The sequence below is a fragment of the Arthrobacter sp. TmtSoilC79 genome, from assembly GCF_059739405.1.
In genome coordinates this window covers 1575311-1596593 of record NZ_AP046051.1, presented here as the reverse complement: position 1 = coordinate 1596593, position 21283 = coordinate 1575311, and the positions used below count along the sequence as shown (strand labels likewise).

The following is a 21283-nucleotide window of genomic DNA, read 5'->3' as shown; positions in this document are numbered from 1 at the left end:
CTTACTCCGAAGGAATGGAGTGGATGAGTTCCACCACGCGGGTCAGGACGGTGGGGTCCGTTTCCGGAGGCACGCCGTGGCCCAGGTTCAGCACATGGCCCGGCGCATGGGCCCCGGCCGCAATGACCTCGCGGACGTGGGCTTCAAGAACCTCCCACGGAGCGGAGAGAAGTGCGGGATCGATGTTGCCTTGCAGCGGCACGGTGCCGCCGAGCCGGCGGTTGGCCTCATCCAGGGGCAGCCGGTAATCGACTCCCACCACGTCAACACCGACATCGCGCATGGCGACCAGGAGCTCGGAGGTGCCGGTACCGAAATGGATCAAGGGAGCACCCAGGCCGCGGACGTGGTCCAGTGCCCGTGCCGAGGCCGGAGCCACGTACTTCCGGTAGTCGGCCAGGCCCAGGGAACCGGCCCACGAGTCAAAGAGCTGCGCAGCCGAAGCGCCGGCTTCGAGCTGGGCTTGCAGGAACATCCCTGAGGTGTCGGCGGCCCAATTGGCCAGCGCCGCCCAGGTTTCAGGATCGGCGTGCATCATGGTCCGGGGGCCAAGGTGGTCCCGGGACGGCCTGCCTTCCACCATGTAGGCGGCAAGGGTGAAGGGGGCACCGGCGAAGCCGATCAGTGGTGTCTTGCCGAGTTCGGCGACAGTAAGCCGGACGGCCTCACGGATGGGTTCGAGCGCCTCCCACGTCAGCGTGGGCAGGGCTGCGACGTCGGCGGCCGTGCGTACCGGCTTATCCAGGACCGGCCCGACGCCGGGGACAATGTCCACGCCGACACCGGCCAGCTTCAGCGGAATCACAATGTCGGAGAAGAAGATGGCCGCATCCACGTCGTGGCGGCGAACCGGCTGGAGGGTGATTTCGGATGCAAGCTCCGGGCGCAGGCAGGAGTCGAGCATGGCCACGCCCTCGCGCACCTTCATGTACTCCGGAAGTGAGCGGCCAGCCTGGCGCATGAACCATACGGGCCTGCGGGTCGGTGTGCCGCCACGGTAGGCCGTGATCAACGGAGAATCCGAGGTGCGGCCGTCCTTCAGCGGGTGGTTGGCGCCGAGGGTTCCCGCCGGGGCGTTGGAGGCCGTACTCTGGGATGCTGCCGAGCTAGAAGTCATGCCTTCGATTGTGCCCAAAATCCGGGGCAAAAGATAACGACAAGCTGTCATGCAAGGCTCTGCACAGGCCGCTGTGGCGGTGATCACGCCGGTGCGTGTGGATCGCCACGGTGCCATATTGTTCTACCGGGCTACGAAAAAGCTATGATTGGGGTGCTGTGGTTCTTTTCTCATTGGTGGCTACACACGCCGACATCGACCTCGAAACCGTCGCTCAGTTGAGCAACGGTTCCTCTGAGCTTGCCTCGGCAGCCCTGACGGACTCCTCCGTGGTTTCCGGTGCCGTGGTCCTGGCCACATGCAACCGCTACGAAATCTATGGCGAAACAGCCAACGGCGCTGACCTTGAAGCTGCCCGTTCGGCCCTTGTTTCGCAGATCAGCGAACTCAGCGGCCTCAACGAGCAACTTGTCTCCCGCTCCTTCGCCACGAACACCGGTTCGGATGTCACCCGGCATCTCTTCGCCGTCAGCGCCGGTTTGGATTCCGCCGTCGTGGGTGAACGCGAGATCGCCGGCCAGGTCCGCCGGGCATTGATCACCGCCCAGCAGGAAGGCACCGCAAGCTCCGGCCTGGTGCGTCTCTTCCAGGCGGCGTCCAAGACGGCCAAGGACGTCGGTGCGCAAACTGCGCTCGGCTCCCGCGGGCTCTCGATCGTATCCGTCGCGCTGGACCTTGCCACCGACCTCGCTGAGAACGACGATTGGTCCGCCAAGAAAGTGGTGGTCTTCGGAACCGGAGCCTACGCCGGCGCTACCATGTCGCTCTTGCGTGAACGCGGCTGCACCGATGTTTCCGTCTACTCTTCGTCCGGCCGCGCGGAAGCTTTCGTAGCCACCCGCGGGGGAACAGCGCTCGACGCCGGGACTCTTCCCGCCGCTGTTGCCGCAGCGGACGTCATGATCGGCTGCAGCGGATCGGACAACCGCGTGGAAGCTGAAGAACTTGCGCGCGTCCGTGCCAACTCCGGTAAACCTTTGATTGCCATAGACCTCGCCCTCACCCACGACTTCGATCCCGCGGTGGGCGAACTCGACGGCGTCGAACTCCTGACGCTGGAGTCCGTACGGCTCGCTGCACCGCAGGAACAGGCAGAGTCCCTGACCCAGGCAAGCGCAATCGTCACCGGCGCTGCGGCATCCTTCGAGTCTGAACGCGAAGCCCGCTCCGTGGACACGGCGATCGTGGCGCTTCGCCGCCACACCATGAACGTCCTGGACGCAGAAATGGAAAAGGTCCGCGCCCGGCATGGCTGCACTGCAGCCGCCGAGGAAGTGGAGTTCGCGCTGCGCCGCATGGTCAAGCAGCTGCTGCACATCCCCACCGTCCGGGCGCGTGAACTTGCCGCCAACGGTCAGCAGGACGATTACGTTGCAGCCCTCGAGGCCCTGTACGGGATCCAGGTGGAACAACCACAGGCTGCCGCTCCGGCCGCAGAATGCCCCGTGGACCACCAGCAGCTGCGCTCCGAAAGCGCCTGAAGCTCCCCCTTATCCGAAGGCATTCACGCCAGTCAGTTCCGCCGACAGATTCCATAGTTTTGTCGCCTCTGCCCTGTCCACGGCGTGAGCGTCAACTCCCTGGTAGCGGGCCAGCGGTGAATTCTTGTCCGTGGGCTTGGCGATATCGCAATCCTCACAGTAGACACCGCCCTTGCCTGCCAGCGCAGGGGAAGTCGCTGCCCATACGGAGGTCGCTGCGCCCTGCTCCGGTGACTTGAACCCTTCCCGCAGGTTTCCTTCGGCATCCATCCACCCTGCGGCCACCATTTCTTCCTTGGGCAAATGGCGCTGCAATTCTGTCATGATGCCCCCTGGATGCACGGCGAAAGCCCGCACGCCGGAGCTCTGTCCGCGGCGGTCCAATTCCACCGCGAAGAGGGCATTTGCGGTTTTGGCCTGGCCATAGGCCTGCCACTTTTCATACCCGGCGGAAAAGTTGATGTCCTCAAAACGGATTGGTGAGAGCTTGTGTCCTGTGGAGGACAAGGAGACGACGCGGGCCGAACCGGACGCTGCCAGGGCCGGCCACAGTTCATTCACCAGGGTGTAATGGCCCAAATGGTTGGTAGCGAACTGCGCTTCCCAGCCAGGACCCACGCGTTCTTCCGGACTGGCCATGATGGCAGCGTTGTTGATGAGGATGTCCAACGTGTCATGGCCGGCGAGGAACCGTGCGGCAAATTCCTTGACGCTGGACTGGTCTGCCAGGTCCAGGTGCTCCACGCCAACATCGGTGAGGCCCGCTTCCTGCAGGACACCCCTGGCGTGTTCAGGCCGGCGGGCAGGGACAGTGACTTCCGCACCGGCGGAGACCAAGGCACGCACAGTCTCCAAACCGAGGCCCGAGTATCCGCCTGTGACAATTGCGCTCTTGCCGGTCAGGTCAATGCCTTCAATGACATCTGCGGCTGTTGAACCGTGCCCGAATCCGGAGTCGATGGGGTGCTGCGGGGTTTCTGTCCATTCTTCGCTCATGGTTGAGCTTCGCAGATCCGCCGGGAACGGGCAACGATCAGTACACTGGCTTGCCCGGCTCGACGTCCCGCACCCAGGCGAGGATTCCGCCGTCGAGATGGCTGACGCGGGTATACCCGGCCTTCTGCGCCGCCTCCAGCACAGCGGCCGAGCGTGTCCCGGCCTTGCAGTGGAAAACAATGTCCTTGTCCTGGGGCAAGTCCGCCCACGCCTCACCGGAGAGAATGCGGCCTTGCGGGATGAGGACAGAGCCGTTGATGCTGACGATGCTGTGCTCGCCGGACTCGCGCACGTCCACGAGATCGAAATCCCTCTCCCCCGCCTGGCGCTCTGCCAGCATCCGCGAGAGGTCCTTGGCCGAAACAGTATGGTCCTGGTCGGTTGCCGCCGGTGGCGTCACACCGCAAAAGGCCTCGTAGTCAGTCAGTTCCGTGATGGGTTCGGCTTCCGGGTCCTTGGAGACCTTAATTTCGCGCCAGCTGCCGCCCAGCGCGTCAAAAAGGGCCACCCGGCCCAGCAATGAACGCCCGACGCCGGTGATCAGCTTCACGGCTTCGGTCACCATCAGCGACCCTACCGCTGCGCACAACATCCCGAAGACTCCGCCCTCGCCGCAGGACGGTACCGACCCGGCAGGAGGAGCTTCAGGATAGAGGTCCCTGTACGTCGGACCATGCTCGGCCCAAAAGACGCTGACCTGGCCGTCGAACCGGAAGATGGACCCCCAGACGTAAGGCTTCCCGAGGATGGCCGCGGCGTCGTTGACGAGGTACCGGGTGGCAAAGTTGTCTGCGCCGTCCAGGATGAGGTCGTACTGGGCAAACAGCTCCAGGGCGTTGGATGAGTCCAGCCGGATGTTATGCAGGACCACGTTGACCAGGGGGTTGAGCCCGGCGATTGCGTCACGGGCGGATTCGATTTTGGGGATTCCCACGTCCTTGACGCCGTGAATGACCTGGCGCTGCAAATTGGTGAGATCCACCACGTCGTCGTCCACGATTCCGAGGGTGCCAACGCCTGCCGCCGCCAGATACAGCAGCGCCGGAGAACCCAATCCGCCGGCGCCTATGACCAGGACCTTCGCATTCTTGAGCCTGCGTTGGCCCAGGGCGCCGATTTCGGGAATGATGAGATGCCGGGAGTATCGCTCCACCTCGGCCGGCGTGAGTTCGGCGGCAGGTTCAACCAAGGGCGGCAGGACAGCGGGCGCAGCAGGGCGGGCAGCAACAATTGAGGCCATACCCCAATGTATGCCCGCCGATGCCGCCCGGTCATATTACCCACCGGTAGAGTGGTCATAACTGCAAAGGAAAGGCGGCAGACTGTGGCTGACGGCACAAGGGCACACGACGGGGTACCGGCCAAGCAGGAACGGGCTGTTTCAACCCGTTCACCAAGATTGCCGCGCGACGAGCGCCGCGCACAGTTGTTGAATGCCGCACTTGAAGTCTTTGTCTCCAACGGTTTCCACGGTGCGGCCATGGACGAAATCGCTGAAGCCGCCCACGTCAGCAAGCCGGTGCTTTACCAGCACTTTCCGTCCAAGCGCGAGCTCTATATGGCCCTTTTGGACAGCCACCTGGCCACGCTGACAGAGCTGATGCTCAGCGCCTTGAACTCCACTTCGGACAACAAAGAGCGCGTGAAGGCCGTCATGCGCGCCTATTACCGGTTCATCGCCGATGACGACCAGGCCCACCGGCTGGTCTTCGAGTCGGACCTCATCAACGATCCCGACGTCAGTTCCCGCTTGGAGACTTTCAACAAGACGTTCGCTGATGCAGTGGCCCACGTCATTGCCGAGGACACCAAGCTGCCTCCTTTGGAGGCCCAGCTCCTGGGCCGCGGCCTGGCCGGAATGGCGCAGGTCAGCGCCCGCTACTGGCTTGAAACAGACGGAAACCTTGACCTCGATGTGGCCAGTGATCTGATCTATCGTTTAGCTTGGCGCGGAATCAGTCGATTCCCCAAAGAGTCCTAGGCTACAAATAGAGGACAGACTTACAACTTGATTGGCTTGGAGGCCTTGCTGTGGAAGTAAAGATCGGCATTCAGAACGTTGGCCGTGAAATCGTGCTCGAATCCGCTTTGGATGCAGACGCCGTGGCCAAGATCGTGGCAGAGGCCGTGTCCAAGGGCTCGGAACTGCGCCTGACCGACGAAAAGGGCCGCCAGATCATTGTTCCCGGCAGCGTCCTTGGCTATGTGGAGATCGGCGCCGAGGAAGTCCGCCGCGTCGGTTTCGGCGCCCTCTAGGGCACCGGCCCAAACCAACGCAGTCCGCTAAGGAGTCTTCATGCTTTCACTCGTCGTTGTGGTCCTGGCCACCGTTGCCACCGGATTCATCGTGTGGGCCAACGACAAAAGGCACGGCAAATACGGTGTCGCTCTGCCCGCCGGAGTTTCGGCGACTGTGGGCACCTTGAGCTGGATTGCGTTCATCAGCGCCGGACTGGGCTATCAGCCCGGGGCCACCTGGATTCCGTGGGTGCTGCCCATCGTTCTGGGAACAGCCGCAGCTGCAGGCGTTGTGGTCTACCTGGGCCGGGTCCGCACGCAGCACGATACCGCTGCCCTGACCAAGGCGCTCAGGCTCTAGCAGCCGCAAGAACAAACAACAGTGACCGACGCCCTGGGGCGCCGGTCACTGTTGTTTAACCGGTCACTGTTGCTTAACCGGTCACTGTTAGAGGAACTCCGCCCGGCCCTCCATGGCCGAGGACGCCAAAGCGTGCTCACGCCGGGGAATCCTGCCCGCCAGCCTGGCCAGCCGGCCCGCGATCACAGCATGTTTGAAGGCCTCGCCCATCTGCACCGGGTTCTGCGCCCGGGTGACCGCGGTGGCCAGCAGCACGGCGTCGCACCCCAGCTCCATGGCAAGGGCAGCATCGGAGGCCGTCCCAATTCCTGCGTCGAGCACCACTGGGACCGAGGCCCGGGAGACGATGAGTTCAATGTTGTGCGGGTTCAGGATGCCCAGTCCGGTTCCGATGGGCGAGCCCAGGGGCATCACAGCGGCAGCTCCCAGATTTTCGAGGCGCAAGGCCAGGACGGGGTCGTCGTTGGTGTAGGCGAAGACTTTGAATCCCCGGTTGACCAGTTGTTCCGTTGCCTCGACCAGTTCCACGGCATCGGGGAGAAGCGTGTGCTCGTCAGCGATGACCTCCAGCTTCACCCAGTCAGTCTCCAGCGCCTCACGCGCCAATTCAGCAGTCATCACCGCGTCTTTGGCCGTGAAGCAGCCGGCGGTGTTGGGCAGGACACGGATCCCGTGGTCCACCAGGAGCTGGAAGAGCGATCCCGTTTCCGCCGGGGAGTAGCGGCGCATGGCCACGGTGGTGAGCTCGGTTCCGGATGCGAGCAGCGCGGCACCAAGGCCGTCCAGGCTCGGGGCACCCCCGGTACCCATGATCAGGCGGGAGCCGAACCCGACGCCGTCGATCACCAGGGCGTCGGTACGGACCTCAGTATTTGTCGTAGTCATGGTTCAGCCTCCTTGGACTGCTGTTACAAGTTCGAGTTCGTCTCCGTCGGCGAGCGCCGTCGCGGCCCATTGACTGCGCGGTACCACCTCGGAATTGCGGGCGACGGCGATACCCAGCTTGCCGCCGTCGGCCGCCTGTCCGCTGTGGTCCAGGGCGCGGCCGGTGACAGCGGTGACCAAGGTGCTGACGGACGCGTCCTCCGGCACGGCGTGATCGGAACCGTTGAGTTTGATGTTCATGCTGCTTCCTTGTTCTCGGGATTGAGGCAACGCAGTGTCACTTATGGCCCACTGCGGAGGCTTCAAAGGGCCACAAGTGACCCCGGGTTGCACTGAAACGGTCGGGGCGGAAGGGGTCCCACCTGGGGTCTGATGAACCGTTGAACAACCCGCCCACGATTTTTGCGGCTACCGGTGTCAGGAGGACACCGTGCCGGAAGAAGCCCGTAGCGACCACCAGACCTTCAACGTCCCCGGTGGGGCCGGCCGCGCGACCCAGCAACGGGGCGTTGTCCGGCGTTCCGGGGCGGGCCCGGGCTGTTGCTTCGAGCAGTTCGAGTTCGGCCACTGCGGGAACCAGCACCTGGGCGTCCCGCAGCAACTGGTAGACGCCACCTGCGGAGACGGCATTGGAGGATGCTGAGAGCCCGTCCTCCCGCTGGGTAGCACCGATGACCACGGTGCCGTCGTCGCGGGGCACGATGTAAACGGGTACTCCGCGGACCATCCCCCGGACAGTGGAACTGAGCAGGGGGCGCAGGTGTCCGGGCACCCGGAGCCTGAGGATGTCGCCGTATACCGGCCGCACAGGGAGGGTCAGCCCGTCCGGAAGGCCCTCAAGCTCAGATGACCCCAGTCCGTTGGCCACTACGGTTTCTTTGGCCAGGACTGTGGCCCCGGACTCAAGTTCGGCTCCCGTGACACGACCGGATTGCCAGAGCAATCGTGTCGCCTTGGCCGCAACGGCAAACCCGTTCCCGGCGCCCTGGACCCAGGTGGAGTCGCCGGCTGCGTGGTCTGCCAACCCTGCGATGAGGCATGAGGCCAGCTTTCGGGGATCCACCTGGTGATCTGCGGGAATGTCGAAGGCACAGGAAATTTGCGGGCTCAGGAGTGGCTCGCGTTCGCGGGCCTCACGCAAGGTCAGGGGCTCAACCCCAAGACCGGCAGCAAGCTGGACCGTACGCAGATCTGCCAGCGCCTTCCGGTCCGCGGCATCGGCACCTACGGCCAGCGTCGGCGTCGTGCGGTATCCGGTGTCCCGTCCTCCGTGACCCAGGCTTGCGGCAAAGGAGGGCCACAGGCGGGACGATTCGAGCATCAGGTCCAGAAGGTCTTCCTCCTGGTAGTGCAACTCGCTTACCGGTGCCAACATTCCAGCGGCAGCATACGTGGCTCCCGTAGCGGGCGCGGGATCGATGACCACCACTGAGCGGCCCAGCCGGCGTGCTTGGTGGGCAATGCCGAGTCCGATCACGCCTGCGCCGATGACGGCCACGTCTGCCTGGAGTTGGGGATGGCCGGAATCTGCCATTCGTTTCCTTCCCTACGCCGGTACTAGCCGGATCAGGTCAAGCGGTCGGCGCTGAAGCCCTCTCAGCCGGACGGTCATATAACGAACGTCGCGGCTCCCGCAGTACGTGCCCAGTTTAGAGGAACTACGCTGGTTTCCATGACCCCGACTGACGCCCTCGCCACCGCCCGCCTGTACCTGTGCACTGATGCCCGGAGACGGCAAGGCGATTTTGAAGACTTTGTGGACGCCGCTTTTGCCGGTGGGGTGGACATCATCCAGCTGCGCGACAAAACCCTGGAAGCTGCCGAAGAGTTGGAGCTCCTTGCCGTCCTGCGCGGAGTTGCCGAACGCCACGGACGGCTCTGGGCCGTCAACGACCGTGCCGATGTTGCCAGTGTTTCCGGGGCTCCCGTGTTCCATATCGGGCAAAAGGACCTGCCGTTGGGAGTGGCCAGGACATTGCTGCCGCAGCCGGTCACGATCGGCCTGTCCACCCACTCTCCCGAGCAAGTGAACGCGGCAATCGCAGCCTCGCCGGGCCAGGGTGGCCTGGACTATTTCTGTGTTGGTCCCCTCTGGGCAACACCTACCAAACCGGGCCGCGCAGCTGTGGGATTGGACTTGGTCACATATGCCGCAGAAGCAGGCAAACGGGCCGGGGAGACCACAGGCGGCGCCGTGAACCTGCCCTGGTTTGCCATCGGAGGGATTGATCTCAGCAACGTCGAACAGGTAGTGGCTGCCGGAGCCACCAGGATCGTTGTGGTCCGCGCCATCACCGAAGCGACGGATCCGACGACGGCCGCGAAGTCGCTGCTGGAGGCCTTGGACGCCGCCTGAGCCGGCCATTGCGCGGCGGGTAGTCCCGGAAGGCTGTCCACAAGCCCCTTGGCGAAGATTTGCTGCCGGCCGCGGTGGTCCTACTAGGCTGAGTCGAAGTGAGTTGACTGTCCAGCCTGCCCGCAGGCCACGTGTCCTCCCCTCGCACCCACTCCCCCGAAGGATGATCCATGAGCAATCCGAGCTACCCTCCCACGCCAGGGAACGGGAATGCTGCCCCGCCAGTTCCGCCCGCACCCGGTGCTTACGGCAACCAATACCAGGGCCAATACCAGGGCGGGCCGCAATCCACTTATCAGCCTGATCCGGCCTCCAACCCTTACGGTGTTCCCGGCACGGGTGCTCCGGCAAAGTCCTTCATGGTCACCTGGATCCTGTCCTTGCTTCTGGGTGGCCTCGGTGTTGACCGTTTCTACCTGGGCAAGATCGGCACCGGCATTGCCAAGCTGCTCACGGCGGGTGGGCTCGGCATCTGGTCCATCGTGGACCTCATCATCACACTGACCGGCAACGCACGGGATAAGGAAGGCCGCCCGCTGCAGGGCTATCCGGAAAATAAGAAGAAGGCGTGGATCATCACGCTCGTCGTCTGGTTCGCCGGCCTGATTCTTGGAATCCTGTCCACAGTGTTGTCCCTGACCTTGGTGGCTGCCGCCGTCCAAGGACAGTCCACGCCCCTCCCCGCCGTCCCATCGGCCTCGCAAGAGGCACCGGTCCCGTCCCAAGGCGCTGCCACTGCCGGAAATTCCTTTGACATCACCGTCTCCAAGGGCAACGACGTCAAAGTCACAGTCCTTGACTCCGGATACACCACCGAGATTCCCGAAATGGCTTTTATGAAGCCTCTCAATGGAGGGTTCCTCCTGGTGGAGGTTTCCTGGGAGACAACCGCCGGATCAAGCTTCGCCACGTTCACCAATTTCGAAGCCTTCGACGCTGATGGCAAGAAGGGCGACCGGATCCTGCTTGGCAGCGAATTGGGTGGCCTGAAGTCCGGTGAGGTCGCCGCCGGAGACATGCAGCAGGGCGTCATTGCCTTCGACATCAAGAACGGCCCCACCACAGTGGTCATCAATAATGACGTTGGCGACAAAGCAGCCAGCTTCACCCTGACCCCGGCAGGCTAACCCCCTACCAGGCCAACAGCCGTGCCAAAAGCCCGTTGCCTCCTCGGAGCAACGGGCTTTTGCGTGCGGCGGCGAAGACTATCCGCTGGTTTCGGGCTACCCTGATTTTCGTGTCACATCATCGGATAGCGCCCAACGTAGACGACTCCTCGGACCAGCTTGCTGAAGCACTTGCGGCCCTAAGGACGGAGTTGGAACTCCCTTCTGCCTACCCGGCGGAGGCAGTGGCCGAGGCTCAGCAGGCCGTGGAAACCCATGGGTTGCCGGAGCAGGATTTGCGGGACATTCCGTTTGTCACCATCGATCCCGCGACCTCCACTGACCTGGACCAGGCCTTGTTCATCGATCGCGCCGGAGAGGGCTACAAGGTCCTCTACGCCATTGCCGACGTGCCATCCTTCGTGGCTCCAGGCGGGGCACTTGATGCCGAGACCCGGCACCGCGGACAGACGTTCTATGCGCCCGACGGCCGCATTCCCCTGCACCCGGAGGTCATCAGCGAAAATGCCGGCAGCCTGCTGGCCGGCCAGGATTGCGGTGCCTTCGTGTGGGACTTCGACCTCAACGCAATGGCCGAAGTCGTCTCCGTTGGCCTGTCCCGGGCTGCGGTCCGCAGCCGGGCCAAACTGAGCTACAAGGGCGCCCAACAGCAAATCGACGACGACACGGCCCCGCCTGTGTTGCAGCTCCTTAAAGAAGTGGGACTGAAACGGGTTGAACTGGAAAGGCAGCGTGGAGGCGCGAGCCTGAACATGCCGGAACAGGAAATCGTGCAGGCAACCGACGGCGGCGGGTACAGGATCGTCGCAGCTCCCTCCTTGCCGGTGGAGGACTGGAACGCCCAGATCTCCTTGATGACCGGCATGGCCGCCGCCCAACTGATGCTCGAAGGAAAAGTGGGCATCCTTCGCACCATGCCCGCCCCGGACGAACGTTCGCTGCAGCACTTCAAGCGGCAAACCACCGCCTTGGGCAAGCCGTGGGACGGCCACGTCACCTACGGCGAGTACTTGCGGACCCTTGATGCGTCCGACCCCCGGCAACTGGCCATCCTGCACTCTGCGGGAATGCTGTTCAGGGGTGCCGGTTACACGCCTTTCGACGGCGAAGTCCCTGACACCGTCATCCAGGCGGCCATTGGAGCTCCCTACGCCCACACAACAGCACCATTGCGGCGCCTTATCGACAGATTCGTCCTGGTGATCTGCGAGGCACTGAGCAACAACAGGGACATTCCAGGTTGGGCCCGTGAAGCCTTGCCCTCCTTGCCCGAGATCATGGCATCCTCGGACCAACTGGCGGGGCGGCTTGAGCGTGCAGCACTGGACACCGTGGAAGCGGCACTGGTAGCAAACCACGTTGGCCAGGAATTCGATGCCGTGGTGATTTCAGGTTCCAAGACCGCCAACGGGAACAACGCCAACGGCAGTAACGGCAACAGAACCAACGGCGGTGACCCCTACGGGACTGTCCAGATCGCAGAACCCGCCGTCACGGCCCGCTGCGACGGCGAACTGGAATCCGGAACCAAGGTTCGCGTGCGCTTGGTCAAGGCCGATATTGCCAGCCGGGAAATCAGGTTCGAACTGATGCCGTAACGCGTTGGGACGGGCGATCCGGGCTTTATGGCTCCCAGAGGATAGACTGGAACTGTAGTAATGGATGCCCGGTCGTTGATTCAGTAGATTTTTTGAATTCAACAAGCCCGCCCCTACGCGATCTTGAGATGTACCAACTGGTCACCAGTGCCAGTACTTAGATAGCCCGCGATCGGCTTCCACTGGATTTGCTTGCGCGCCCGTTCGTGCTCCGGTACGGCTCCGCCGCCCCCGTTGAGCATGCAGCGCCAATGCCCAAATGAATAAGGAAACTCCCTGTGAGTGAATTGCACACCCATGAAGTCCTGACGGACTCCACCGGAACTGAAACCATCGAGCCCGAGGAAACGATCACCTCGGATGAGACGCCCCACGAGATCGAAGAGAAGTCGTTCGCGGACTACAACGTCCGTGCGGACATTGTAGAGTCACTGGCTGACGCAGGGATTACCCACCCCTTCCCCATCCAGGCCATGACCCTGCCGGTGGCCCTGAGCGGCCACGACATCATTGGCCAGGCCAAGACGGGTACCGGCAAGACGCTGGGCTTCGGCATTCCCGCCCTTCAGCGCGTAGTCGGCCGCGACGATGCCGGCTTTGAAAAGCTTGCCGTTCCGGGTGCACCCCAGGCCTTGGTCATCGTGCCCACGCGTGAACTCGCGGTGCAGGTAGCCAACGATCTCCAGACCGCCTCACGCAAGCGCAACGCCCGCATCGCCACGATCTATGGCGGCCGTGCCTACGAGCCCCAGGTCGATGCCCTGCAGAAGGGCGTCGAAATCGTCGTCGGCACCCCTGGCCGGTTGATCGATCTCTACAAGCAGAAGCACCTGAGCTTGAAGAACGTCAAGATGGTCATTCTTGACGAGGCCGACGAAATGCTGGACCTCGGCTTCCTCCCGGACGTAGAGACGCTGATTGCCGGTACTCCCGCCGTCCGGCAGACGCTGCTCTTCTCAGCGACGATGCCCGGCCCGGTCATCGCGATGGCTCGCCGCTACATGACGCAGCCCACCCACATCCGCGCCGCTGATCCCAACGACGAGGGCCTCACCAAACGGGACATCCGCCAGCTCATCTACCGTGCACACAGCATGGACAAGACTGAGGTCGTAGCCCGTATCCTCCAGGCCCGCGGACGCGGCCGGACCATCATCTTCACCAAGACCAAGCGCACCGCTGCCAAAGTTGCCGAGGAACTGGTTGACCGCGGTTTTGCTGCCGCAGCCATCCACGGCGACCTCGGCCAAGGTGCCCGCGAGCAAGCCCTCCGCGCTTTCCGCAACAACAAGGTGGACGTCCTGGTGGCCACAGACGTCGCAGCCCGCGGCATCGATGTCGATGACGTCACGCACGTCATCAACTACCAGTGCGTGGAAGACGAAAAGATCTACCTGCACCGTGTGGGACGTACCGGCCGCGCAGGCAACAAGGGCACCGCAGTGACGTTTGTCGACTGGGATGACATGCCTCGCTGGGGCCTGATCAACAAGGCCCTGGGGCTCAGCGTTCCCGAGCCGGTGGAAACCTACTCCTCCTCGCCGCACCTCTACTCCGACCTGGACATCCCGGAGGGCACCAAGGGCCGTTTGCCGCGCAATAAGCGTGTCCTCGCCGGCGTCGACGCGGAGGTCCTTGAAGACCTCGGCGAGACCGGCAAGAAGAACGCCGGCTCCGGTCGTTCGGGCCGCGACGGCGGTCGTGACGGCAAGCGCGACGGCGGTCGTGACAGCGGCCGTGGACGGCAAGCCAGGAACAACGACCGTGTCTCCGGCGAGTCCAGTGACTCAAGCGAATCCAAGGGTGAGGGCGGACGCAACCGTACGCGCCGCCGTCGTACCTCCGACGCTGAAGCAGCCCCCGCAGCCGGCGCCTCGGAAAGCCGCACAGCTGCGACCGACGGGGCAGAAAAGCCTGCCCGGACGCGTCGTACGCGCACGCGCCGCCGCAACGGCGAAGTGGTTTCCGGTGAAACCGCAGCTGCCCAGTCCGGCAGCGCCGAGGCCTAAAAACCTCAATGACTGAAACTGTTTGGGCGCCGGACGGCGGCAATTTGGTGGTGCACGCGGACAACGCGGAGTTCCTCCCTACGCTGCCGGACGGCGCCTTCACACTCATCTACGTGGACCCGCCCTTCAACACGGGCCGGGTTCAGCGCCGCCAGGAAACCCGCATGGTGCGCAACGCTGATGGCGACGGCGATCGCGTGGGCTTCAAGGGCCGCTCCTACGACACCATCAAGGGTGCCCTGCACAGCTACGATGACGCCTTCAGCGACTACTGGTCCTTCCTGGAACCCAAACTGGTCGAGGCCTGGCGGCTGCTGTCCGACGACGGCACCCTGTACCTGCACCTGGACTACCGCGAGGTTCACTACGCCAAGGTGATGCTTGACGCCATCTTCGGCAGGGAATGCTTCCTGAACGAGATCATCTGGGCGTACGACTACGGCGCCCGGGCCAAGAACCGTTGGCCTACCAAGCACGACAACATCCTGGTGTACGTGAAGAACCCCGCCAAGTACCACTTCGACAACGCCGAAGTGGACCGCGAACCGTACATGGCCCCCGGCCTGGTGACCCCCGCCAAGCGCGAGCTCGGCAAGCTGCCCACCGACGTTTGGTGGCACACCATCGTTTCCCCCACGGGCCGCGAGAAGACCGGCTACCCTACCCAAAAACCCGAAGGCCTGGTCCGCAGGATCGTTTCGGCCTCCAGCCGCGAAGGTGACTGGTGCCTCGATTTCTTCGCCGGATCAGGGACCTTGGGAGCGGTGGCAGCGAAGCTTGGCCGCAGCTTTGTCTGCGTGGACCAGAATGAACAGGCCATTGAGGTCATGCGGAAACGGCTGGGCAGCAAGGCCGTGTTCCATGAGGTCCAGCCAAGCAGCCTCTAGCCAATTTGGCGAGGCCGATTTATGGCGAGGCCGATTTATGGCGAGGCCGATTTAGGCAAGGCTGAGTCGGGGTTTCAGCGCGTCAGGCTGCGCCTTGCACGAAAGCTGTCACGGAATCCGCGATCATCTGGACGGCAATGGCCGAAAGGAGCAAACCGGCAATCCGGGTGACAAGCTCCACGCCGTTCTCGCCCAGCACGCGCTGCACCACGCCCGCGAACCGCATGGCCAGGTACAGCGAGGCCAACACCACGGCAATTCCAAGCCCCACGGCCAGGTACTCAGATAGCTGGCCGGACTGCTGCACGAACACCATCACGGCAACAATCGCGCCGGGACCGGCCATGAGTGGGGTGCCCAGCGGCACGAAGGCCACATTCTTGTATTTGGCCGCATTTTCCTCGCCGCTGGTGGAGCCGGTCAGCAGCTGCAAGGCAATGAGGACCAACAACAGTCCGCCGGCACCCTGCAAGGCAGCCAGCGAAATATGCATGTAGTTGAGGATCGACTGGCCAAAAATCGCGAACACCACAATCACGCCTGTGGCCACCAGCAGTGCCTGGAAGGCCGAGCGGTTGCGGTCCCTGGCCGACATTTGGGCCGTCAAGGACATGAAGATCGGGACCGTCCCGGGCGGGTCCATGATCACGAACAGCGTGACGATCACCGAGGCGAGCAGCTGCAAATCCACTCAGGGACCCCTTTCAACGAATAACGGTGCTGCCTGTTGCCAGTTCCTCAATCCGGGCCAGTACCGTGGGCGAGGTAGTGTTCTCGCCCAGCAGGTTCGGCTTGCCCGCGCCGTGGTAATCCGATGACCCCGTGATAAGCAGGCCGTGCCGGGCAGCCAATGTCCGCAGGAAGGCCCGCCCGTCCTCCGGGTTGTCCCGGTGTTCAACCTCAAGGCCCAGCAGCCCGGCATCGATCATGTCCCGGTAGGTCCCCTCCCCCACGATCCTTCCCCTGGACGACGCCACGGGATGGGCGAAGACAGGAACACCGCCGGCTGCGCGTACAAGCTCGACGGCGACAGCGGGGTCCGGCGCATAGTGCTGCACGAAGTACCGCGAGTGTGATGTCAGGATGGAGGTAAAGGCCTCGGTACGGTCCGCGACCACCCCGGCGGCAACCAGGGCATCGGCAATGTGGGGGCGTCCCACTGTTGCGCCGGGGGCCACGTGGTGGATGACGTCGTCCCATGTCAAGGGATAATCCTCAGACAATAAGGTGACCATGTGCTCGGCACGGGTCAGCCGGGCATCCTTGGACTTGGTGATTTCCTCCAGGAGACCCGCGTGTGAGGGATCATGCAGGTAGCTCAGCAGGTGGACGCTGATGCCTTGTTCGGTCCGGCAGGAAATCTCCATGCCCGGAACAAAGGCAATGCCATGTTCGCGGGCGGCTGCAGCGGCCGGATCCCAGCCATCGGTGGAATCGTGGTCCGTCAGCGCCACCGCGTCCAGGCCCGCGGCAACAGCAGAAATGATCACCCCCGCCGGGGTCTCGGTTCCGTCGGAAACATTGGAGTGCGCATGCAGGTCTATCCTCACTTTCCCAGCCTAGGGGATGTGGGCCTTCTTGGCCGGTTGCGCCGTTGGCCTCCTCACCGAACTGGTGGGACGATGTAACGGTGAACGATGCTGAAAACACCCAAAACATGGATTCCTCAAATTCCCAGCCGCTGCAAGAGCGCGTCAACAACCGCTCACAGAGGCCCACATCGGATGCCTTCAAGGCATTCATGGCAAGCAATTGGGCACCGGCCCCGCAGGTGACCCCTGCGCGTGACGCCGTCGCAGACCATGCCGCCCGCCGCCGTCGTACCATCTCCGAACTGTTCAAGGGCGAACGGCTTGTTGTCCCGGCGGGTCCCTTGAAGGTCCGCTCCAACGACTGCGACTACCGTTTCCGCCCGCACTCCGGATTCGCCCACCTCACCGGTTTGGGCCTTGACCACGAGCCGGACGCCGTCCTGATCCTGGAGCCGGTGGCTGAAGGAAAGGGCGACGACGGCGGTCACCACACTGCCACGCTCTACTTCCGCCCGCTGGCAGGCCGCGATACCGAACAGTTCTATGCGGACTCCCGCGCAGGCGAGTTCTGGATCGGCGCCCGCCCCACCCTGGCTGAGTTCGAAGCGCGCCTGGGCCTGCCCACCGCGCACATCGCCGAGCTGGAAATGGCCATCACCAAGAACGTTGGCGCCCCGGAGATTGGCGGCATCTCGATCCGCTTGGTCCGCAAGGTGGATGAGAACATTGACGCACTGGTGGACACCGCTCGGTACAACACCGCCAAGGATCCCGAAAACCTGGACCTCGGCGAGCTCGACGCCCTTGATGAAAAGCTCAGTGAAGCACTCTCCGAGCTGCGCCTGATCAAGGACGAATGGGAAATCGAACAGATGAAGGTCGCCGTGGCGGCAACCGTGGAGGGCTTCGCCGATGTTGTCCGTGCCCTGCCCCGTGCACTGACCCACAAGCGTGGCGAGCGCGTTGTTGAAGGCGCCTTCTTTGCCCGTGCCCGCGAGGAAGGCAATGAGCTCGGCTACGACACCATTGCAGCTTCAGGGAACAACGCCACGGTCCTCCACTGGAACCGCAACTCGGGTACCGTCAACGCCGGGGAGCTCCTGCTCCTGGATGCCGGCGTCGAGGCAGATTCCCTGTACACCGCAGATGTCACCCGCACGTTGCCTGCAACCGGCACGTTCACTGATATCCAACGCAAGATCTACGAGGCCGTGCTGGACGCTGCCGACGCCGGATTCGCAGCTGCCCAGCCGGGCGTGAAGTTCCGCGACATCCACACGGCCGCCACCACGGTCCTGGCCGAGCGCCTCGCCGAGTGGGGCTTGTTGCCTGTCTCCGTGGAAGAAGCCATCAGCCCCGAGGGCCAGCAGCACCGCCGGTGGATGCCGCACGGTACCAGCCACCACCTCGGCCTTGACGTGCACGACTGCGCCCAGGCCAAGCGCGAGCTCTACCTCGACGGCATCCTCACCGAAGGCATGGTCTTCACGATCGAGCCTGGCCTCTACTTCAAGAACGAGGACCTTGCCATCCCCGAGGAGTACCGAGGAATCGGCGTCCGCATTGAAGACGACATCCTCATGACTGCCGATGGCCCCCTGAACCTCAGCGCCGCTTTGCCCCGCAAGGCAGAGGACGTCGAGGCGTGGATGGCAGGCATCTACCAGGACGCGCAGGGCTAAAGACCCTGCTCCAGAGCGCATAAAGGAAGGCCACCGGTTATCCGGTGGCCTTCCTTTATGTGTTCTTATACGCAGCCCTTGGGCGGGCCTGCCGGTGATCGCCTAGTGCTTGGGCGAGCCTTCCGGGCCGGACTCCTGTCCGTCCTCCCGGGGCCCGTTCTGCGGCGGGTTCTGCCCTTCGGTGACGCGGACGCCGTACTGCGGACGGCCGTCCGGGAGGTCGGGATAGCGCACAGCCGCCGGTGCCGGGTTCTGCACGGGCTGTTGGGCGGCGGGGCCCGGTGTCCCGGCGGGTGCGTTCTGTCCCTGGGGAGCGCCCGCAGTGGACTCGGGACCGCGCTGGCCGTAGGGGTCGTTCCACGTGGAAGGCCGCTCAGGAGCTTGACCGGGTTGCTGCACCGGCGTGTTCTGCGGGTTGTAGTGGGTGGCCTGCGCCGTTGCTGCCTGTGCCGGGTTCATGGGCAGCTGCTGGAGCAAGCGGCGGGCTTCATGGGCGGCTTCCATGGCGACGATGACGTCATAATTGGTGGCCACCACCTGGCTGGTGGACGTGAAGTCGCGCTTCCCACGCTGGGTGGCGTAGGTGACGATCCCGAACAACATGAAGAAGGCCGCACCCATCAGGACCGAGGTGATGATGGAGAAAGGGCCGCCTGCCGGGGTGAAGAAGGACAGCATCACACCCACGAAGAGGCCAAACCACATACCACTCAACGCTCCGGAGAGCGCCACCCTCGGGTAGCTGAGGCGCCCGGTCACCCGTTCCACCATTTTGAGGTCATTGCCCACGATCGACACCAACTGCACCGGGAACTGCTGGTCAGCAAGGTAGTCCACCGCCTTCTGGGCATCCAAATACGAGGTGTATGAGCCCACGGTGTCGCCCTGGGGGACGCTGCGGGATTCCTCAACGGCTTTGGGACCACCAAAAATGTTAGACATAGCCCCATTGTGTCCCATGGACATGTGAACTGGCTGGAATTCAGCTAAAAGAGAGCAGACTCGGTAGCCTGTAAACATGAGCACACATCCTTCACGCGTCTTTGTCGCGCGCCTGCTCGGCTTGGACGTCTTTGACCCTTTGGGTGATCGTTTGGGCCGCTTGCGCGACGTCGTGGTGCTCTCCCGCGGGACCCGGGGCGCTCCGCACGTGGTGGGCATCGTGGTGGAGGTACCGGGCAAGAAACGCGTCTTCGTGCCCATGACGCGCATTACCTCCATCGACCAGACGCAGATCATCTGCACAGGCTTGGTCAATCTGCGCCGCTTCGAGCAGCGCGGCGCGGAAACACTGGTGGTTGCCGAGATGTTCGACCGCCGTGTGACGTTGGCGGATGGTTCCGGCGACGCCACCATCGAGGACATCGCCATGGACCAGCACCGGTCCAAGGACTGGTTTGTCAGCAAGCTGTTCGTGCGCCGCGGCCACTCGTTGTCGCCCCTGAGCAGGCTCCGCCGGAACGAAACGTTGATCATTGACTGGGCTGACGCCCAGACCGGGGCCCACAACGAACCCCAGGCAGCAACCCAGTTCGTGGCAACACACGAGGACCTTAAGCCTGCCGACTTCGCCGAGGCCCTCCAAGAGATGAGCGACAAACGCCGCTTCGAGGTGGCCAGCGAACTCCAGGACGAGCGCCTTGCCGACGTCCTCCAGGAGCTCCCGGAAGACGACCAAGTGGAGATCCTCTCAGCTCTGGATGTGGAGCGCGCAGCCGACGTCCTCGAAGAGATGGACCCAGACGACGCCGCCGACCTCCTGGCCGAGCTCCCCTCCGCCCAGGCTGAGGAGCTGCTCCAGCTCATGGAACCCCAGGAAGCAGAAGACGTCCGCCGCCTCCTGGAGTACGACGAAGACACCGCAGGCGGTCTGATGACCCCGGTCCCGGTCATCCTCCCGCCCGAAGCAACTGTTGCCGAAGCATTGGCACACGTCCGCCGCGAAGAACTTTCCCCGGCGCTGGCCTCTTCCATCTTCATCGCACGGCCGCCTTTGGAGACACCCACCGGCCGATTCCTGGGCGTAGTGCATATCCAGCAGCTTTTACGTTTCCCGCCACCGGAACCGCTGGGCAACCTCGTGGACAAAAACCTCGAACCGTTGTCGGACCAGGCCCACATCAGCGAAGTTGCCCGGACCTTGGCCACCTACAACCTCAATTCCCTTCCAGTCGTCGATGACGACGGCCGCCTTGTCGGGGCGGTGACTGTTGATGACGTGCTGGATCACCTGTTGCCGGATGACTGGCGCGCCCATGAGGACGACGCCCCTATAAGGAAACTTGGAGGCCGCATTGGCTGATAACAACGCCACCCGATCCCCCAAGTCGCCGGGACGCTCCAGCAGCAGCCTTGACACGCCACTGAGCGGCCGCCAGCGGATCCTGCCGAAGTTCTCTCCCAACCCGGACGCATTCGGGAACGCAACGGAAGGTTTCGCCCGCTTCATGGGGACGCCGACCTTCCTGGTCTACATGACCATCTTTTGTGTCTTCTGGCTGGTCTGGAACACGTTCGCGCCCACGGAGTGGCAGTTCGACCGGATGGAGCTGGGCTTCACCCTGCTGACCCTCATGTTGTCGCTCCAGGCCTCCTATGCCGCTCCGCTGCTGCTCCTGGCCCAAAACCGCCAGGATGACCGCGACCGCGTCTCCCTCCAGCAGGACCGCCAGCGTGCCGAACGGAACCTGTCCGATACCGAGTACCTGACCCGGGAACTGGCCTCGCTGCGCATCGCCCTGCGCGAAGTAGCCACCCGTGACTACGTCCGCGCCGAACTCCGCAGCCTCCTGGAGGACATCATTGATGCCCAGGAAGAGCTGCGCGAGAACGATGCCGGTGATGGAACTGAGTCTCCCGGCGAGAAGGTCAAGGACAAACTCAAGGACAAACGGGACAAGTCCCGCGGTCCCCGCACGCAGCAGATCCCCAAAGTCCGTCAGCCGCGGCCCACTGGGCCACAACACTCCACGGCAAAACCCTCGCCTGAAACCCCTGAAAGCCGGGCTTGAGAA

Annotated in this window: 21 protein-coding genes and 1 riboswitch; of the genes, 12 read left to right on the top strand and 9 right to left on the bottom strand. The window is 63.6% G+C overall.

Annotation, left to right across the window (positions count from 1 at the left end; genetic code table 11):
- Position 1: 1 nt before the first annotated feature.
- The gene (gene hemE, locus AC6JA3_RS07465) at positions 2-1117 is read right to left on the bottom strand and encodes a uroporphyrinogen decarboxylase (RefSeq protein ID WP_026539992.1); all 1116 of its coding nucleotides are present in this window, start codon (positions 1115-1117) and stop codon (positions 2-4) included.
- A gap of 158 nt (positions 1118-1275) precedes the next feature.
- Between hemE and AC6JA3_RS07460 the strand changes: the two genes are divergently transcribed.
- Entirely contained in the window at positions 1276-2598 is a 1323-nt protein-coding gene (locus AC6JA3_RS07460; protein WP_347783117.1) for a glutamyl-tRNA reductase, read from the top strand.
- Between the two features lie 9 nt (positions 2599-2607).
- On the opposite strand, the gene AC6JA3_RS07455 is transcribed toward AC6JA3_RS07460, so the two are convergent.
- Both AC6JA3_RS07455 and moeB read right to left on the bottom strand, forming a co-directional pair.
- Positions 2608-3594, bottom strand: a complete 987-nt coding sequence (locus AC6JA3_RS07455; protein WP_347783115.1) for an SDR family NAD(P)-dependent oxidoreductase — start codon at positions 3592-3594, stop codon at positions 2608-2610.
- Positions 3595-3631: 37 nt separating this feature from the next.
- Complete coding sequence (gene moeB / locus AC6JA3_RS07450; RefSeq protein ID WP_347783113.1) at positions 3632-4834, bottom strand: molybdopterin-synthase adenylyltransferase MoeB; 1203 nt, start codon at positions 4832-4834, stop codon at positions 3632-3634.
- Positions 4835-4840: 6 nt separating this feature from the next.
- On the opposite strand from moeB, the gene AC6JA3_RS07445 reads away from it, so the two are divergent.
- The 3 genes from AC6JA3_RS07445 to AC6JA3_RS07435 are packed head-to-tail and all read left to right on the top strand — an operon-like array spanning position 4841 to position 6193.
- On the top strand, positions 4841-5575 hold the full coding sequence (locus AC6JA3_RS07445; protein WP_026539988.1) for a TetR/AcrR family transcriptional regulator: 735 nt from the start codon (positions 4841-4843) through the stop codon (positions 5573-5575).
- Positions 5576-5625: 50 nt separating this feature from the next.
- Positions 5626-5850, top strand: coding sequence for a DUF3107 domain-containing protein (locus tag AC6JA3_RS07440; protein ID WP_026539987.1), 225 nt, complete (start codon positions 5626-5628; stop codon positions 5848-5850).
- Positions 5851-5890: 40 nt separating this feature from the next.
- Positions 5891-6193 carry a hypothetical protein gene (locus AC6JA3_RS07435; protein WP_026539986.1) on the top strand — a complete coding sequence of 101 codons (303 nt, stop codon included), beginning with the start codon at positions 5891-5893 and terminating at the stop codon, positions 6191-6193.
- A gap of 87 nt (positions 6194-6280) precedes the next feature.
- Here AC6JA3_RS07435 and AC6JA3_RS07430 read toward each other — a convergent pair whose 3' ends face one another.
- The 3 genes from AC6JA3_RS07430 to thiO form a co-directional block, all read right to left on the bottom strand.
- Positions 6281-7078: a thiazole synthase gene (locus AC6JA3_RS07430; RefSeq protein ID WP_347783111.1), complete on the bottom strand. Its 798-nt coding sequence runs from the start codon at positions 7076-7078 to the stop codon at positions 6281-6283.
- Positions 7079-7081: 3 nt separating this feature from the next.
- A complete protein-coding gene (gene thiS, locus AC6JA3_RS07425) occupies positions 7082-7318 on the bottom strand; it encodes a sulfur carrier protein ThiS (RefSeq protein ID WP_026539984.1) in 237 nt (78 codons plus the stop codon).
- A gap of 37 nt (positions 7319-7355) precedes the next feature.
- Entirely contained in the window at positions 7356-8612 is a 1257-nt protein-coding gene (gene thiO, locus AC6JA3_RS07420) for a glycine oxidase ThiO (protein ID WP_035760480.1), read from the bottom strand.
- Positions 8605-8723: riboswitch (TPP riboswitch) on the bottom strand. It overlaps the preceding gene by 8 nt.
- 27 nt (positions 8724-8750) lie before the next feature.
- Here thiO and thiE point away from each other — a divergent pair.
- From thiE to AC6JA3_RS07395, 5 genes are all read left to right on the top strand, one after another.
- Positions 8751-9434 (top strand): thiamine phosphate synthase, encoded by a 684-nt coding sequence (gene thiE, locus AC6JA3_RS07415; protein WP_026546199.1) that lies wholly within the window; start codon positions 8751-8753, stop codon positions 9432-9434.
- Positions 9435-9604: 170 nt separating this feature from the next.
- Positions 9605-10561 (top strand): TM2 domain-containing protein, encoded by a 957-nt coding sequence (locus AC6JA3_RS07410; RefSeq protein ID WP_497920056.1) that lies wholly within the window; start codon positions 9605-9607, stop codon positions 10559-10561.
- Between the two features lie 110 nt (positions 10562-10671).
- Positions 10672-12159 (top strand): RNB domain-containing ribonuclease, encoded by a 1488-nt coding sequence (locus AC6JA3_RS07405; RefSeq protein ID WP_497920055.1) that lies wholly within the window; start codon positions 10672-10674, stop codon positions 12157-12159.
- A gap of 278 nt (positions 12160-12437) precedes the next feature.
- Complete coding sequence (locus tag AC6JA3_RS07400; protein ID WP_026539980.1) at positions 12438-14168, top strand: DEAD/DEAH box helicase; 1731 nt, start codon at positions 12438-12440, stop codon at positions 14166-14168.
- A gap of 8 nt (positions 14169-14176) precedes the next feature.
- The gene (locus AC6JA3_RS07395) at positions 14177-15055 is read left to right on the top strand and encodes a DNA-methyltransferase (protein WP_026539979.1); all 879 of its coding nucleotides are present in this window, start codon (positions 14177-14179) and stop codon (positions 15053-15055) included.
- Between the two features lie 82 nt (positions 15056-15137).
- Here the strand turns inward: AC6JA3_RS07395 and AC6JA3_RS07390 are convergent, their stop codons facing one another.
- The gene (locus AC6JA3_RS07390) at positions 15138-15746 is read right to left on the bottom strand and encodes a MarC family protein (protein WP_223943387.1); all 609 of its coding nucleotides are present in this window, start codon (positions 15744-15746) and stop codon (positions 15138-15140) included.
- 13 nt (positions 15747-15759) lie between these two features.
- The gene (locus tag AC6JA3_RS07385; protein ID WP_223943388.1) at positions 15760-16605 is read right to left on the bottom strand and encodes a PHP domain-containing protein; all 846 of its coding nucleotides are present in this window, start codon (positions 16603-16605) and stop codon (positions 15760-15762) included.
- An 80-nt stretch (positions 16606-16685) separates the two neighbouring features.
- On the opposite strand from AC6JA3_RS07385, the gene AC6JA3_RS07380 reads away from it, so the two are divergent.
- The gene (locus AC6JA3_RS07380) at positions 16686-18269 is read left to right on the top strand and encodes an aminopeptidase P family protein (RefSeq protein WP_497920054.1); all 1584 of its coding nucleotides are present in this window, start codon (positions 16686-16688) and stop codon (positions 18267-18269) included.
- 102 nt (positions 18270-18371) lie between these two features.
- On the opposite strand, the gene AC6JA3_RS07375 is transcribed toward AC6JA3_RS07380, so the two are convergent.
- Entirely contained in the window at positions 18372-19211 is an 840-nt protein-coding gene (locus tag AC6JA3_RS07375) for a YflT domain-containing protein (RefSeq protein WP_026546204.1), read from the bottom strand.
- A 76-nt stretch (positions 19212-19287) separates the two neighbouring features.
- Here AC6JA3_RS07375 and AC6JA3_RS07370 point away from each other — a divergent pair, with 76 nt between their 5' ends.
- Entirely contained in the window at positions 19288-20571 is a 1284-nt protein-coding gene (locus AC6JA3_RS07370) for a magnesium transporter MgtE N-terminal domain-containing protein (protein ID WP_026539974.1), read from the top strand.
- The gene (locus AC6JA3_RS07365; RefSeq protein ID WP_026546205.1) at positions 20552-21280 is read left to right on the top strand and encodes a DUF1003 domain-containing protein; all 729 of its coding nucleotides are present in this window, start codon (positions 20552-20554) and stop codon (positions 21278-21280) included. The genes AC6JA3_RS07370 and AC6JA3_RS07365 overlap by 20 nt, the downstream gene beginning before the upstream one ends.
- The last annotated feature ends 3 nt before the right edge of the window (positions 21281-21283 follow it).